Below are 14,549 nucleotides of genomic sequence, written 5' to 3'. Positions count from 1 at the left end.
AGGAGGCCGTTGTCACTGAGGCGGTATTGCCGCTGAGGCCTTTCCCGGCTTGCTCAGGCAAGGGCAGAGGGGACTGGCGCGCTTGGCAGCGGAGCCCGCTTGCCATGACAGGGCCGAGGCGCCAGAGCTGGCACCAACAAAAAAGGCAGTACGTTGCCGCACTGCCTTTTTTGAGCCTGGGCTGCAAGCCAAAACTTGCAACGGCGGCGTGGCGCGAATTACTTCTTGCCGAAGCGGTTGCGGAACTTCTCCACGCGGCCACCCATGTTGTCCACCGACTTTTGCGTGCCGGTGTAGAAGGGGTGCGATTCCGACGAGGTGTCCAGCTTGAACAGAGGATATTCCTTGCCTTCGAAGGTTTCGGTTTCCTTGGTGTTCACGCACGAACGGGTCACAAACTTGAAGCCGTTGGACAGGTCCACGAACAACACTTCGCGGTAATCTGGGTGAATGCCTTCTTTCATGATCTTTCCTTTGGGTCAAGTGCGGTAGCCGTGCCTGACCTGCTACAACCCTTGTAACAGTGATCAATCAGGCGTACTTGCCGCAATAGAAAAAGCCCGCCATTATCGCATAAAACTGGGAAAACCCCCAAATTTTCTCAGGCAGGCCCGGCTGGCGAGCCTCAGGCCATGCTCGAGAGCGTTTTGCGAAAGCGCGCCAGCGAGAACCAGAACAGCGCCGCACCAATGACCACCAGCCACAAAAACGGCTTCCACACCGTCTCTATGCCTGCGCCGCGGTACAAAATGGCCTGGCTCAGCTCCACAAAGTGGGTGGTGGGGGCGATAAGCATGATGTCTTGTACCAGCTGGGGCATGGATTCGCGCGGCGTGGAGCCGCCCGAGAGTAGCTGCAGCGGCATCATGGTGAGCACCATGAGCAGGCCGAACTGCGGCATGCTGCGCGCCATGGTGGCGAGGAAGATACCCATCGACGTGGTGGCAAAAAGACACAGGGCCGAGCCGGCGGTGAACAGCAGCAGGCTGCCTTCCACCGGCACTTGCAGCAGGCCTTGCACCACCAGCTTGAGTGACATGGCCGAGGCCACCAGCACCACCAGACCCATGGACCAGACCTTGGCCAGCATGATCTCGGTAGGCGTGACCGGCATGACCAGCAAGTGCTCGATGGTGCCGTGTTCGCGCTCGCGGATCAGGGCCGCGCCGGTCAGGATGAGCGAGAGCATGGTGACGCTGTTGATGATTTCCATCAGGCCGCCGAACCAGGTTTTGTCGAGCCCGGGGTTGAAGCGGGCGCGCAGCTCCAGATCGACCGGCAGGGCGCTGCCGCCCCGGTAGCGTTGCACAAATTCGTTGACTTCGGCCGCCACGATCTGCTGCACATAGCCGCTGCCCGAGAAGGCCTGGCTCATACGTGTGGCATCGACGTTGAGCTGCAGCTCTACCGCTTTGCCGGCCAGCACGTCGCGCTGGAAGTTGTGCGGAATGGTGAGTGCGAAGGTGAAGTCGCCCGCGTCCAGGCCCGGGTCGACCTGCTGAAAACTCAGCATTTGCGGCGGCATGAACTGCGGTGGATAAAAGGCCGAGCTGATGCGCGCCGACAGCGGCGACTGGTCTTCGTCAACGATGGCGATCGGCGCCTTGTGCAGCGTGTCGGGCATGGCCGTGGCCGAGGTGTAGATGGAAAGCGTGAAGGTGTAGACGATCAGCACCAGCATGACCGGGTCGCGCCACAGGCTCCACAGCTCCTTGACGCCCAGGCGCCAGATGTTGGCAAGGCTTCGCAGCATCATTTCTCCTGCTTGGGCAGCGCCCAGATGGCGATGCCCATGATCACCGGGATCGACAGCAGCATGGGCAGCAGCGCGCTGGCCAGATCGTGCAGGCCCAGGGCTTTGTTGAAGACGCCGCGGCTGATGGAAAACATGTAGGTGGCCGGGTAGATTTCGCCCACCCAGCGGCCTACGCCTTCGAGCGAGGAGACCGGATCGGTCAGGCCCGAGAACTGTGTGGCCGGGATCAGCGTGCCCAGCATGGCAAAGAACATGGCCGCGATCTGGCTGCGCGTGACGGCCGAGGCCAGCAAGCCCATGCCGGTGGAGATGATGCTGAACAGGAAGGCGGCCACGATGAGCAGCGGGAAGCTGCCCGTCATGGGCACCCCGAACACGAACACGGCCATGGCGCTCATCAGGAAGAAGTTCAGCATGGCCAGCGCCACATAGGGCAGCTGTTTGCCCAGCAGAAACTCGGTGCGGGTGACCGGCGTGACGTAGAGGTTGACGATGGAGCCGAGCTCTTTCTCGCGCACCACGGCCAAGGCGGTGAGCATGGAGGGCAGCATCATCAGCAGCAGCGGTATCACGGCCGGCACCATGGCGGGCAGGCTTTTCACATCGGGGTTGTAGCGGTAGCGGGTTTCCACACTGAGCTGGCTGGTGCTGTTGATGCCCAGTCTTTGCCGCGCCTGCTCGCCCAGCCATTGCTGGTGCATGGCCTGTACGTAGCCTTTGACGGTTTCGCCGCGCTGGGGCATGGCGCCGTCGAACCAGGCGCCCACGGCGACGGGCGAGCCGCGCAGCACATCGCGACCAAAGCCGGGCGGGATTTCGATGGCCAGCGCCAGCTCGCCGTTGCGCATGCGGTGGTCGAGATCGGCGTAATCGCTGATGGGCGGCCGCTCAATGAAGTAGCGCGAGCCGGCGAGGTTGTTGACGTAGTTTTGGCTGAGCGTGCTCTGGTCGCGGTCGAGCACGGCAAAGCGCAGGTCTTCCACGTCCATGCTGATACCGAAGCCGATCACGATCATCAGCACCAGCGAGCCCACCAGGGCCAGCGTGGCACGCACCGGGTCGCGCTGCAGCTCCAGTGCCTCGCGCCAGAGGTAGCTCCACAGGCGCTGCAGGCTGAAGCCGCCCGTGCCATGGGCTGGCGCGTGGTGGGCATGGGCCTCGGCTGGAGAGGCGGCGGAAGCCGGCTTGTCCAGTACCGGTGCGGCCTCGCCCGATGCCTCGACCAGGTAGCCGATAAAAGCCTCTTCCAGGGTTTTGGCGCCGCGTTTGACGGTGAGCGCTGCAGGCGTATCGCTGTCCAGCACTTTGCCGGCGTGCATCATCGACATGCGGTCGCAGCGCTCGGCCTCGTTCATGAAGTGGGTCGAGATGAAAATGGTGACATGGTCGCGCCGCGACAGCTCAATCAGCAGGCGCCAGAATTGGTCGCGGGCCACCGGGTCGACGCCCGAGGTGGGTTCGTCCAGGATCAGCAGCTCGGGCTGGTGCACCATGGCTACGGCGAGCGAGAGGCGCTGGCGCATGCCCAGCGGAATGCTGGCGGGCAGCGCTTCGCGTGCGCTCTCCAGGCCAAAGCGTTGCAGCATTTCTTCGACCCGGCCCGGGATCTGCGCCTTGGGCACGTGGAAAAGCTCGGCATGCAGCACCAGGTTTTGCAGCACCGTCAGCTCGCCGTACAGCGAGAAGGCTTGCGACATGTAACCCACGCGGCGGCGCGTGTCGACATCGTGCGGATCGATCTCTTTGCCAAACAGCCAGGCGCGGCCTTCGCTGGCCGGCATCAGGCCGGTGAGCATTTTCATGGTGGTCGATTTGCCGCAGCCGTTGGAGCCGAGAAAACCGAAAATCTCGCCGCGTCGGATGCGGAAGTTGACATGGTCGACCGCGACAAAATCGCCAAAGCGCATGGTGAGGTCTTGTGCTTCGATGGCGATGTCGGCGTTGTCCGTGGCCAGAGGCGGAATCACCACCTCGGCGTGACCGCGCTTTTTGTCTTCGGGCAGCAGCGCAATAAAGGCGGCTTCCAGGTTGGGCGTGCCGGTGCGCTCGAGCAGCTCGGCCGGCGTGCCGGTGGCGAGTACCTGGCCGTCGTCCATGGCGGCGAGCCAGTCAAAGCGCTGGGCTTCGTCCATGTACGCGGTGGCCACCAGCACGCTCATGTGCGGGCGCTGGCGCCGGATGCGGTTGATCAGGTCCCAGAACTGGGCGCGGGCGAGCGGGTCCACACCGGTGGTGGGTTCATCCAGAATCAGCAGATCCGGGTCGTGGATCAGCGCGCAGCACAGGGCCAGCTTTTGCTTCATGCCGCCCGAGAGCTTGCCGGCCGGGCGTGCCAGAAACTTTTGCAGGCCGGTGCTTTGCGTCAAATCATCAATGCGCAGGCGGCGCTCGGCTTCGTCGTGGCCGAACAGGCGCGCAAAGAACTGCAGGTTTTCTTCAACCGACAGCGTGGGGTAGAGGTTTTTGCCCAGGCCCTGGGGCATGTAGGCAATGCGCGGGCAGACGGCGTCGCGGTGCTTTTTGCTGCGCATGTCGCCGCCCAGTACGTGTACTTCGCCGCCTTGCAAGGCACGGGCGCCGGCAATCAGCGACAGCAGGCTGGATTTGCCCACGCCGTCGGGCCCGATGAGGCCGAGCATGAGGCCGGCGCGCAGGTCCAGGCTGAGCCCGCGCAGCGCCTGGGTTTTGCCGTAAGACAGCTGCACATCGCGCAGCGTCACCACATTCTGCATGGTGCTTGCCATGGTGCTGGCGCGGCTCAGGATGCAGAGCCTGCTGCAGCCGCGACGTTGCTGCGCAGCTGCAGCGTGGCGGGCCATTCACGCTGGTCGTCGGTCTTGATCCAGGCGACACCGGGCAGGCCGGTCTTGACCTGGGTGAGGTATTTCTTGAGCAGTTCGGGCGCGATGCGTGCCTTGACGCGGAACATCAGCTTTTGGCGCTCGCTGGCGGTTTCCACGGTTTTGGGCGTGAACTGCGCGGTGCTGGAGACGAACGACACCTGGGCGGGGATCACGTACTGCGGCGCGGCGTCGAGCACAATGCGCACTTCGGTGCCGAGCGCCACGCGGCCAGCCACGGTTTCGGGCAGAAAGAAGCTGATGTAGACATCAGACACATCCACCATGTTCAGCACCTTGCCGCCCGCGCCCACCACTTCGCCGGGCTGGGCCAGGCGGTATTGCACGCGGCCGTCGCGGGGTGCGGTGAGCTCGCTGTCTTTGACGTCGGCCTCAATGCGCTTGACGGTGGCGGTAGCTGCGTCTACGGCCGATTCGGCACCCACGGTTTGCGCCTTGGCCGCATCAATGGCGGCCTTGGCGGCAGTGGCCTGGGCTTGGGCGGCCTTGAGCGCGGCTTCGGCACCTTGCACGCGGGCGCGGTCGTCGTCCAGCTCTTGCTCGGACGATGCGCCTTCCTTGGCCAGGGTTTCGGAGCGGCGCACGCGGCGCTGTGCTGCATCCAATTCGGAGGCGCGCTGGGCGACAGTGGCCACGTTGGCGGTGTACTGGCTCTCGCGCAGAGCCACATCGGCGCGGGCCGAGGTGACGGCGTGTACGGCGCGCTCGCGGCTGGCAACCGCCTCTTGTTGCTGGGCTTGCAAGGTGTCGAGCTGCATGCGCGCCAGCGGTTGGCCTGCGGTGACGAAATCACCTTCCTGCACCAGGATGTCGGCCACGCGGCCGGCGTATTTGCTGGCCACATCGACCTCGGTGGCCTCGATGCGGCCATTGCCGTTGACCAGGCCTTCACTGGCCTGGGCCAGGCGCCATTGCTGCCAGCCATAAGCGCCTGCGGCTGCGACGATAACGATCAATGCGGTGATGGTCAGTTTTTTGTTCATGGAAAGCGTCAGACAAGCGGCAAGCCGCGTTCAAGGTTGGGTTGCCGAGACGGCAGATGAGGTGCGGGTGCTGGCCAGCGAGAGCAGCTGCGTGCCGCCGCCCAGTGCCGTGTACAGCGAGACCTGGGCCGAGAGCAGCGATTCGCGGCTTTGCACCAGTTGCTGTTCGGCGCTGAGCAGATCGCGCTCGGCGTCGAGCACATCCAGGTAGGGCGATGCGCCGTGGTCGTAACGCAGCTGCGCCAGATAGCTGCGTTCCTTGAGCGCGTCGCGCTGCGCGGCCAGAATTTGCACTTGCTCAAAGAGGATGGCGCGGTTGGAGAGCGCGTCCAGCACTTCGCGCATGGCGCTTTCTATGCTTTGCTCGTATTGCGCCACGGCCATGTTTTGCCGCACGGCCTGCAGATCGAGGTTGGCCTGGCGCTGGCCGCCGTCGAACAAGGGCAGCGAGATGCTGGGCATGAACTGCCAGGAGCGGCTGCCGTTTTTGAACAAGCCATCGAGCTCGGCACTCGCCGTGCCGAAGCTGCCAGTAAGCGCAATGCGCGGCAAGAATGCGGCGCGTGCAGCGGCCACGTTGGCGTGGCTGGCCTGCAAGGCATACTCGGCGGCCATGATGTCGGGGCGCTGGGTGAGCAAGTCACTGGGCAGGCCTTCGGGCAGGTTGGGCAGCACAATGCTCGTGGGCTCGGGCTGGGCAAAGCTGGCGACATCGCGGCCGGTGAGCTGTTGCAGCGCATGGGCTTGCACATCGCGCTGCTGGCGCAACTGCGTGTCGATGGTTTTGGCCTGGTGCACCAGGGTCTGCACTTGGGTCAGTGCGTAGCGTGAGGTGGAACCCACTTCGGTGCGGCGGGTGAAGATGCGCAGCGATTCCTCGCGGCTGGCCACGGTTTGCGCGGTCAGCGTGATGCGTTCATCGAGGCTGCGCAGGGCCAGGTACGTCAGCGCTACCTGTTTGATCAGTGCGGCTTGTACGGCTTGTTGGTTGGCCTCGATGGCCAGGTAGTTGGACAGGGCGGCGTCGCTCAGGCTTTTGACGCGGCCCCACAGATCGAGCTCCCAGCTGCTCAGGCCGACGGCGAGCTCGTGGTCGCCCGAGGTGACGGCCCGGCCGCTGGGGTTCATATCGCCGGGCACGCGTGCGCGGGCAAAGTTGCCGGACGCACCAATGTGCGGCAGGCGCTCGGCGTTCTGGATCTGGTAGGCGGCGCGGGCTTCATCAACGCGCAGCAAAGCCAGGCGCAGATCACGGTTGTGGTTGAGCGATGCCTGGATCAGCTCGCGCAGCGTCGGATCGAGGAAGAAGTGCTCCCAGGCCAGTTGGGCCGCGTTGCCTTGGCCTGCAGCGGCAGCCTGGGTTTGCAGTGCCGGCCAGTGCGCGGGCAGCAGCTCGGTGGTGACAGGCGCACCCAAGCGCGGCTGCTGGGCGCAGGCGGCCAGCAGCAAAGCAGAAAACAGCGCCGTGGCGGAGCCAGCAAAGCGCCTGCTCGGGCGAGCGCCCGGGTTGGCAGTGGGGAGGGGGGTCATCTTTTCCAGGCATGGCGGTGGGCAGGGCGGGCCGCCACCGGTCATGGTTTGAATGAAGCACAACCGGCAGTGTCGTCAGCTCACTATTTGTAAGTATTGATGTGATTCAATCGACAGGGGTTTGGCATTGGCGTTCCCTATAGGACGCTGTGCCCAAGGCTCTGATCGGTGCTGTCACGGGACGTCGTGACAAAGAGAAAGAACGCCATGAAGTTGTCACGGCATCGCTTGCCGGGTGGCCTTGGTGTGCCGGACTGCTTTGTGGAGTTGATCGCGCCAAGCTGTGTGCTGCCGTGCCTTCGAGCGCCCAAGAAAAAGCCCCGCACTAGGCGGGGCTGGCTTGGTAGAGGGTGCGTGTGGGGCTTAGCCGCCGCGGCGCATCATCTCGAAGAACTCGCTGTTGTTCTTCGATTCCTTCATCTTCTTGATCATCAGCTCCATCGACTCGATCTCGTCCATGTTGTACATGAACTGGCGCAGGATACGGGTCTTTTGCAGGATCTCGGGGGCCAGCAACAGCTCTTCGCGGCGGGTGCCGCTCTTGTTGAGCTCGATGGCCGGGAAGACGCGCTTCTCGTACAGGCGGCGGTTCAGGTGCAGTTCGCTGTTGCCGGTGCCCTTGAATTCTTCAAAGATCACTTCGTCCATGCGGCTGCCGGTGTCGACCAGCGCGGTGGCGATGATGGTGAGCGAGCCACCTTCTTCGACGTTGCGGGCCGCGCCAAAGAAGCGCTTGGGGCGTTGCAGGGCGTTGGAGTCAACACCGCCCGAGAGCACCTTGCCCGATGAGGGCACGACGTTGTTGTAGGCGCGGGCCAGGCGGGTGATGGAGTCGAGCAGGATGACAACGTCTTTGCCCAACTCGACCAGGCGCTTGGCGCGCTCGATCACCATTTCGGCCACGTGCACGTGGCGTGCGGCGGGCTCGTCGAAGGTGGAGGCGATGATTTCGCCCTTGACCGAGCGCTGCATTTCAGTCACTTCTTCAGGGCGCTCGTCGACCAGCAGCACCATCATGTGCACATCGGGGTAGTTGGCGGTGATGGCGTGCGCAATGCTTTGCATCATCATCGTCTTGCCGCTCTTGGGCGGCGCCACGATCAGGGCGCGCTGGCCGCGACCGATGGGGGCAATGATGTCAATCAGGCGGCCGGTGATGTTTTCCTCGGCCTTGATGTCGCGCTCCAGACGCATCTGTTCCTTGGGGAACAGCGGCGTCAGGTTTTCGAACATCATCTTGTGCTTGTTTTGCTCGGGTGGCAGGCCGTTGACCTTGTCGAGCTTGGTCAGGGCAAAGTAGCGCTCGCCGTCTTTGGGCGTACGCACTTCGCCTTCGATCATGTCGCCGGTGTGCAGATTGAAGCGGCGCACCTGGCTGGGCGAGATGTAAATATCGTCGGTGCTGGCGGTAAAGCTGGTGTCGAGGCTGCGCAGAAAACCAAATCCGTCGGGCAGGATTTCCAGAACGCCGTCAGCAAAAACCTGTTCACCGGCCTTGGCGCGCTTTTTGATAATCGCAAACATCAATTCCTGTTTGCGCATGCGGCCGGTATTTTCGATCTCAAGCTCTTCTGCCAGCTTGAGGACTTCAGACACGTGCAGTGCCTTGAGCTCATTTAAGTGCATGAATAGACTCCAGAGCGGAGTAACTGTTAGATGGAGGGGGAATATGCAGAGCCGGTGCAATAAGCGGGGGACCGCCAAGCCGGAGATCAGGCGAGATCTAATTGAGCCAAGTAGATCGGTGATCTAGGCGCACATTATAAGCAGGCTCTGGGAGATGCCCCCGGATAATTTATCAACCATATGTATCTACGGGGTAAAAATCCAGGGATTTGAGCGTGGACTGCGGTATTTTTGCGTCAGCGCAATAAAAAAGCGCGGTGAAGTACCGCGCTCTTTGGGGGAAACCCTGGGCTTGTCGCTGCTGCTACTCTGCGCAGCCAGCCACCAGCCGGGGCTTGGACGAGGGCTGGATCAGGCCAGTTGCTCGTCGAGGAAAGCCACCAGTTGCGACTTGTTCAGTGCGCCCACCTTGGTGGCGGCCAGCTGGCCGTTCTTGAACAGCATCAGCGTGGGGATGCCACGGATGCCGAACTTGGCCGAGATGGTGCGGTTTTCGTCCACATTCACTTTGGCGATCTGCAGCTTGTCCTGGTAGCTCACCGACACTTCTTCCAGCACCGGGGCGATCATCTTGCAAGGGCCGCACCATTCGGCCCAGAAGTCCACCAGAACATTGGTGTTGGGTTGCAGAACATCGGCTTCAAAGCTGGCTTCGTTGGTATGCTTGATCAGGGATTCCGACATGGCAGGTTCCTTTGGGATGTCAAATTTCGTGGAGGTACGTCGACCGCCTTGTGCAAAAAAGTGGGGCCATTGTGACAGAAAGCAAGCTTTGCTGCCCAGGCTTGGTGCATGGCGGGGACGGCTAAAGGGTGTTGCCCGTACCAGTGCCGACCATGCCTCAGAGGGAGAAGCTTGGCGGCCATGCAACCGCCCTATGGCCGTATTTGAAACAATAAATGGCTGCTGTGGCTTGGCGGCAGCATCCAGCTGCCAGCTGCACAGACGGCGCAACAACAGCCAAAATAGACAGGCGGCCACCAGGGCGGCCGCAAAGGAGATTCCATTGGCATGGTTGGACAAATCGATCGGTCAGCGCTACGACACCCCGCCGGGCGGCGATTTTGTGCGCTACGTGGAGCGCTTGCTGGCGCAGCAATCCACGCTGGGCCAGCCTATGGTGCCCACCGGTGAGCGGCCCGCCGCTGCGCAAAAGCCGGCCGGCAAAGCAGCCAAGCAGGCCAAACCGGTCAGTCAAGCAACCCAGATTGCGCTGCAGCCGGCGCAGATTCCTGCGCCCGGCACTGGCGCCAGCGGGGCCGGCAGCAAGGCCAAAGAGCTGCTGGAGCGTATTCGCCAGCTGGAAGAAGCGCGCAAGAGCGGCGCCAGCGCGCCTGCCGAGCAGGCTTCGGTTTTTGCTGCGCCCGGCAAACCGTCTGGCGGCGCTGCTGCCAAATGGCTGGTCTGGCTGTGGCCCGTGGCGGCCATTTTGAGCGTGGTGTTTCCGCCCGTGGGCCTGCTGATGATCGCGGCCCTGGTGAAAAGAGCCATGGACAAGAACAAGCAGGGCTGAGCCACTACTCAGCTGCTACCCGGCCACTGCCCAGCCGCTATCGGGGTAGAGACCGGCAGTGTATGCATCTGGTAAAGCGTTACGGTTTTTGTGCACGCGCCAGCGCTGGCCGGCGTTGTGCATGTGCTAGCCTCGGCGCATTGTTGCAACCGACACCAAACAAACACCGATGATTGTTGATATCAAGATTCTCGACCCGCGCATGCAAGACCAGCTGCCCCAGTACGCCACGCCCGGCAGTGCCGGCCTGGATCTGCGCGCCTGCCTCGACGCACCGCTGACGCTGGAGCCCAACGCCTGGCAACTGGTGCCCACGGGCCTGGCCATGCACCTGCGCGACCCGGGCTACGCGGCCATGATCTTGCCGCGCTCGGGCCTGGGCCACAAGCACGGCATTGTGCTGGGCAATCTGGTGGGCCTGATCGACAGCGATTACCAGGGTCAGCTAATGGTCAGCGCCTGGAACCGCAGCAGCCAGCCCTTTGTGCTGCAGCCCATGGAGCGCCTGGCGCAGATGGTGATCGTGCCGGTGGTGCAAGCCCAGTTCCAGGTGGTGCAGGAGTTTGCCGATGTGTCCGAGCGCGGCGCTGGCGGCTACGGCTCGACCGGAACCAAATAAATCTGAACCAATCCCAGTGATGAACCCGGCGTTGTGAGCAACGCCCAAAAAGGAGTGAAGCATGGCAAAAAACCATTCGAACGCAAGCAAGACGTTGTGGGGCCGCGCAGCCAAGCTGGCCACCGTGGCCGCTGCAGCCTCGGTGCTGGCGGCCTGCGTGCAAGCGCCACCGCGCTATGACAACCGTTACCCGCAGGGCGGATATCAGCAGGGCGGCTACCAGCAACAGGGTGGCTATCAGCAAGGCGGTTACCAAACCGCGCCGCAAGGCATGGAGTACGGCACCGTTGCCAACATCGAGCAACTGCGCAGCCAATCGCGCAGCACCTCGGGTGTCGGCGCCATCTTGGGTGCCGTGGTCGGTGGCGTGCTGGGCAACCAGGTGGGCGGCGGCTTTGGCCGTGCAGCGGCCACGGCAGTTGGCGCAGGTGCTGGCGCCTTGGCCGGCAATGCGATCGAGCAGCAAAACGGTGGCAATAACCAAGTCTCGGGCTACCGCATCCACATCAATCTGCAAAACGGCGGCCAGCGTATTTTTGACGTGCCCCACCCCGGCGACCTGCGCCCAGGTGATCGTGTGCAGATCAACCAGGGCCAGATCTCACGTTACTGAGTACCGGATGGCGAGCGCCAGCCCTGGGTAAAGCACGGATAGAGTCCGTGCCCGCCTGGGCCACAATAGCGCCAGCCACAGGCCTGCAGCGCGCACTCCTTGCGGGGTGCGCGCTTTTTTCATGCCAGGCCGTTGTGTGGTTGAACCCGTTTCAGATTCAAGGAGCAAAAAATGTCTAAAAAATCTTTCCCATGGTCTGCCGTCAGCGCTGTGGTGCTGGGCTTGGCAGCAGGTGCTGTTTCGCTGTCGGCCCAGGCCGGCCCACGCTTGGACGCCATCATGCAAGCCAAGGTGCTGCGTGTGGGCACGCCCGGCGATTACCGCCCGTTTGCGATGAAAGCCGACGGCAAGTACGCCGGCCACGATATCGAGGTGATCGAGGCCATGGCCAAAGAAATGGGTGTCAAGGTGCAGTACGTCGATACCACCTGGCCCAAGCTGATGGCCGATCTGCAAGAGAACAAGTTCGACGTGGCCGTAGGCGGCATCACGCGCAATGTGGCCCGCATCAGCAAGGTGCAAATGCTGCCCGGCTACGCACCGTTTGGCAAAGTGGCCCTGGTGCGCGCGGCGGATAAAGACAAGTTCACGACGCCCGAAGCCCTGAACCAGGCAAGCGTGCGCGTCATCAAAAACCCCGGCGGCACCAACGAAGCCTATGTGCTGCAAAACATGCAAAGTGCGCAGATCAGCACGCACGACAAGAACGCCGAAATCCCCGCGCTGATTGCCGAGGGCAAGGGCGACGTGATGATCACCGAAACCTACGAAGCCCTGCACTACAGCAAGGCCGACCCGCGCCTGCACGCCGCTTACCTGGACAAGCCGCTCACACCCGTGAACCAGCTCGGCTTCATGCTGCCCGTGGACGACGCCGATTACAGCCGCGTCATGCAGTTCACCTGGGATGTGCTGGCGCTGCGCGGCGTGCTGCAGCAAGAAGCGCAGAAGTGGTTGAAGTAAGCCGGGGGCGCCGGCTTTTGCGCTTGGGTTTTTGCGCGTAGTGGCGGGTGCGGGGTTGGTGGCGTCTGCGCCAGCGGTGGGTGGTCTGCGCTTTGCGCAGATGCCGGGAATTCGCCCCGGCGGGCGACCTACCTTTTTGTTTCACGACAAAAAGCTAGGGGAAAAAACGTGCCCTGCAGCCAGCGTCCCCGACCGCCCCGCGTAGCGGGGCAATCGGGGCAACCTGCGCTCGAAATAAACGGCGGCGTGCGGTGGAACTCGCTGCGACCCAAGGGTCTTCGCTCAAACAGCCACCGCAAGTCAGAGCACGAAGTTTGGCTGTCTTGCGGCAGCCAAACCGCCGCCGTTTACTCCGATCGCAGGCGCTGGCTGAAAGGGGTGGGGGAGGAACATCCGAACAGCCAAACAGCCTGCGAGAGCAGCGCTATTTAGCCCCCTCAGCTCGCTGGACTGGGGGAGTCAAAACCGCCCCATCACGAGCCTCAGCGAGCCGCCGCATGTCCATCGCGCCGCCCATCTGAGGCGGCGCCGTAGCCACCATCGGGCAAGCGCCAGATCACCTGGCCGGCGCCGAACTCCATGGTCGGGTCGGTCACGGGCAGCAGTTGGTGGCCCAGGGCTTGCAGGGCGGCACTGGTGGTGGGGTCGAAGCCGGGTTCGGCGTAGACGCCTTGGCCTGGCTCGATGCGCCAGCGCAAGGCATCCAGCGCGGCTTGCGGGTTCTGGCCGTAGCGCAGCATGCGGGCCAGTACCTGTACGTGGGCCTGGGGCTGGATCGGGCCGCCCATCACGCCAAAGGCCATCAGCGCCTGGCTGCCTTGGGTGACAAAGCCGGGAATGATGGTGTGGAACGGCTGTTTGCGCGGGCCTACCTGGTTGGCGTGGCCGGGCTGCAACGTGAAGCCGGCACCCCGGTTTTGCAGGGCTACGCCGGTGCCGGTGGGCACCACGCCGCTGCCAAAACCGTCGTAGTTGGATTGGATCAGCGACACCATGCGGCCTTGTTTGTCGGCCGTGCACAAGTAGACCGTGCCGTGGCCGCCCAGGCCTGATGTGGGGTGCTGCGCGTGCTGCGGGTCGATGAGCGCGGCGCGTTGGCGCAGGTAGGCGCTGTCCAGCCAATCGGCGGGCGGAATGCGCATGCTGGCCGGGTCGCCGGCGTGCGGGTACAGATCGGCCAGCGCCAGCTTGGTGGCTTCTATTTGCCAGTGCAGTGCGGCGGCGCTGTCTACATCAGCCGGCAGTTCGGCATCGCGGGCTGCCAGCATGCCCACGGCTTGCAAGGCGGCAATGCCTTGGCCGTTGGGCGGCAACTCGTGCACCCAGCAGTCGTTCCAAACGCGCTGGGCCAGCGGTTGCACCCATTGGGCCTGGTAATCGCGCAGGTCGCTGGCCTGCCAGGCGCTGCCATGGCTTTGTGCATGGGCCAGCAGGCGCTGGGCGGTTTCGCCGGCATAGAACTCGTCTGCGCCTTGGGCGGCCAAACGCGCCAAAGTATCGGCCAGCGGGCGGTTGTAGAAGCGCTCGCCCACCTGGGGCTGGCGGCCGCCGGGCAAGAAGGTGTCGGCAAAACCGGGCTGGTTTTTCAGCCGCTCCACATGCAGGCCCCATTTGTGGGCAACGCCGGGCGGCACGATGAAGCCATCGCGCGCCCAGTGCTCGGCGTGCTCGAACAGGCTGGCCCAGGGGCGGCTGCCAAAGCGCGCGTGCAGGGCGGCCCAGCCGCGTACCTGGCCGGGGATGGTGACGCTGTCCCAGCCGTCGTAGGGCATGCGCTCGCGGCCGGCAAAGCGCTCGGGCGTCCAGCCTTGGGGCGACCAGCCCGAGGCGTTGAGCCCGTGCAGCTGGCTGCCGTCCCAAACCAGGGCGAACAGGTCGCCGCCCAGGCCGTTGTTGGTGGGCTCGACGACGCTCAGCGCCATGGCGGCGGCCAGAGCTGCATCGATAGCATTGCCGCCTTGAGCGAGCTGCGCCATGGCGGCCGATACGGCCAGGGGCTGCGAGGTGGCGACGACTTCGTCGCCGTAAACCGGTTGGCGGGTGCTGGGGTAGGGCAGGTGCGAGGAGAAGGCGATCATTGCAGCC

At 63.6% G+C, this 14,549-nt stretch carries 12 protein-coding genes; 4 read left to right on the top strand and 8 right to left on the bottom strand.

Going from position 1 to position 14,549, the window contains the following annotated elements; genetic code table 11:
• Positions 1-218: 218 nt before the first annotated feature.
• The 7 genes from ACFIQF_RS20155 to trxA all read right to left on the bottom strand — a co-directional run bounded on the left by ACFIQF_RS20155 (position 219) and on the right by trxA (position 9,440).
• Entirely contained in the window at positions 219-464 is a 246-nt protein-coding gene (locus tag ACFIQF_RS20155) for a type B 50S ribosomal protein L31 (RefSeq protein ID WP_184708200.1), read from the bottom strand.
• Positions 465-625: 161 nt separating this feature from the next.
• Positions 626-1,753 (bottom strand): ABC transporter permease, encoded by a 1,128-nt coding sequence (locus tag ACFIQF_RS20150; RefSeq protein WP_393945428.1) that lies wholly within the window; start codon positions 1,751-1,753, stop codon positions 626-628.
• Entirely contained in the window at positions 1,753-4,500 is a 2,748-nt protein-coding gene (rbbA, locus tag ACFIQF_RS20145; protein ID WP_393945427.1) for a ribosome-associated ATPase/putative transporter RbbA, read from the bottom strand. The genes ACFIQF_RS20150 and rbbA overlap by 1 nt, the downstream gene beginning before the upstream one ends.
• Positions 4,501-4,514: 14 nt before the next feature.
• Entirely contained in the window at positions 4,515-5,600 is a 1,086-nt protein-coding gene (locus ACFIQF_RS20140; RefSeq protein WP_393945426.1) for an HlyD family secretion protein, read from the bottom strand.
• Between the two features lie 30 nt (positions 5,601-5,630).
• Complete coding sequence (locus ACFIQF_RS20135; protein WP_393945425.1) at positions 5,631-7,130, bottom strand: efflux transporter outer membrane subunit; 1,500 nt, start codon at positions 7,128-7,130, stop codon at positions 5,631-5,633.
• Between the two features lie 363 nt (positions 7,131-7,493).
• Complete coding sequence (rho, locus tag ACFIQF_RS20130; protein WP_393945424.1) at positions 7,494-8,756, bottom strand: transcription termination factor Rho; 1,263 nt, start codon at positions 8,754-8,756, stop codon at positions 7,494-7,496.
• Between the two features lie 351 nt (positions 8,757-9,107).
• On the bottom strand, positions 9,108-9,440 hold the full coding sequence (gene trxA / locus ACFIQF_RS20125; RefSeq protein ID WP_393945423.1) for a thioredoxin TrxA: 333 nt from the start codon (positions 9,438-9,440) through the stop codon (positions 9,108-9,110).
• 322 nt (positions 9,441-9,762) lie between these two features.
• Between trxA and ACFIQF_RS20120 the strand changes: the two genes are divergently transcribed.
• From ACFIQF_RS20120 to ACFIQF_RS20105, 4 genes are all read left to right on the top strand, one after another.
• Positions 9,763-10,269, top strand: coding sequence for a hypothetical protein (locus ACFIQF_RS20120; protein WP_393945422.1), 507 nt, complete (start codon positions 9,763-9,765; stop codon positions 10,267-10,269).
• Between the two features lie 169 nt (positions 10,270-10,438).
• Positions 10,439-10,888: a dUTP diphosphatase gene (gene dut / locus ACFIQF_RS20115; RefSeq protein ID WP_393945421.1), complete on the top strand. Its 450-nt coding sequence runs from the start codon at positions 10,439-10,441 to the stop codon at positions 10,886-10,888.
• A 61-nt stretch (positions 10,889-10,949) separates the two neighbouring features.
• Complete coding sequence (locus ACFIQF_RS20110; RefSeq protein WP_393945420.1) at positions 10,950-11,501, top strand: glycine zipper 2TM domain-containing protein; 552 nt, start codon at positions 10,950-10,952, stop codon at positions 11,499-11,501.
• Between the two features lie 171 nt (positions 11,502-11,672).
• Positions 11,673-12,464 (top strand): transporter substrate-binding domain-containing protein, encoded by a 792-nt coding sequence (locus tag ACFIQF_RS20105; RefSeq protein ID WP_393945419.1) that lies wholly within the window; start codon positions 11,673-11,675, stop codon positions 12,462-12,464.
• A gap of 482 nt (positions 12,465-12,946) precedes the next feature.
• Here the strand turns inward: ACFIQF_RS20105 and ACFIQF_RS20100 are convergent, their stop codons facing one another.
• Positions 12,947-14,542: a gamma-glutamyltransferase family protein gene (locus tag ACFIQF_RS20100; RefSeq protein WP_393945418.1), complete on the bottom strand. Its 1,596-nt coding sequence runs from the start codon at positions 14,540-14,542 to the stop codon at positions 12,947-12,949.
• Between the last annotated feature and the right edge of the window lie 7 nt (positions 14,543-14,549).

It is taken from the genome of Comamonas trifloxystrobinivorans (genome assembly GCF_043359985.1).
Taxonomy (GTDB): domain Bacteria; phylum Pseudomonadota; class Gammaproteobacteria; order Burkholderiales; family Burkholderiaceae_C; genus Comamonas; species Comamonas trifloxystrobinivorans.
Note: the sequence above shows the minus strand (reverse complement) of the source record. Positions and strands in the feature narration are given on the sequence as shown.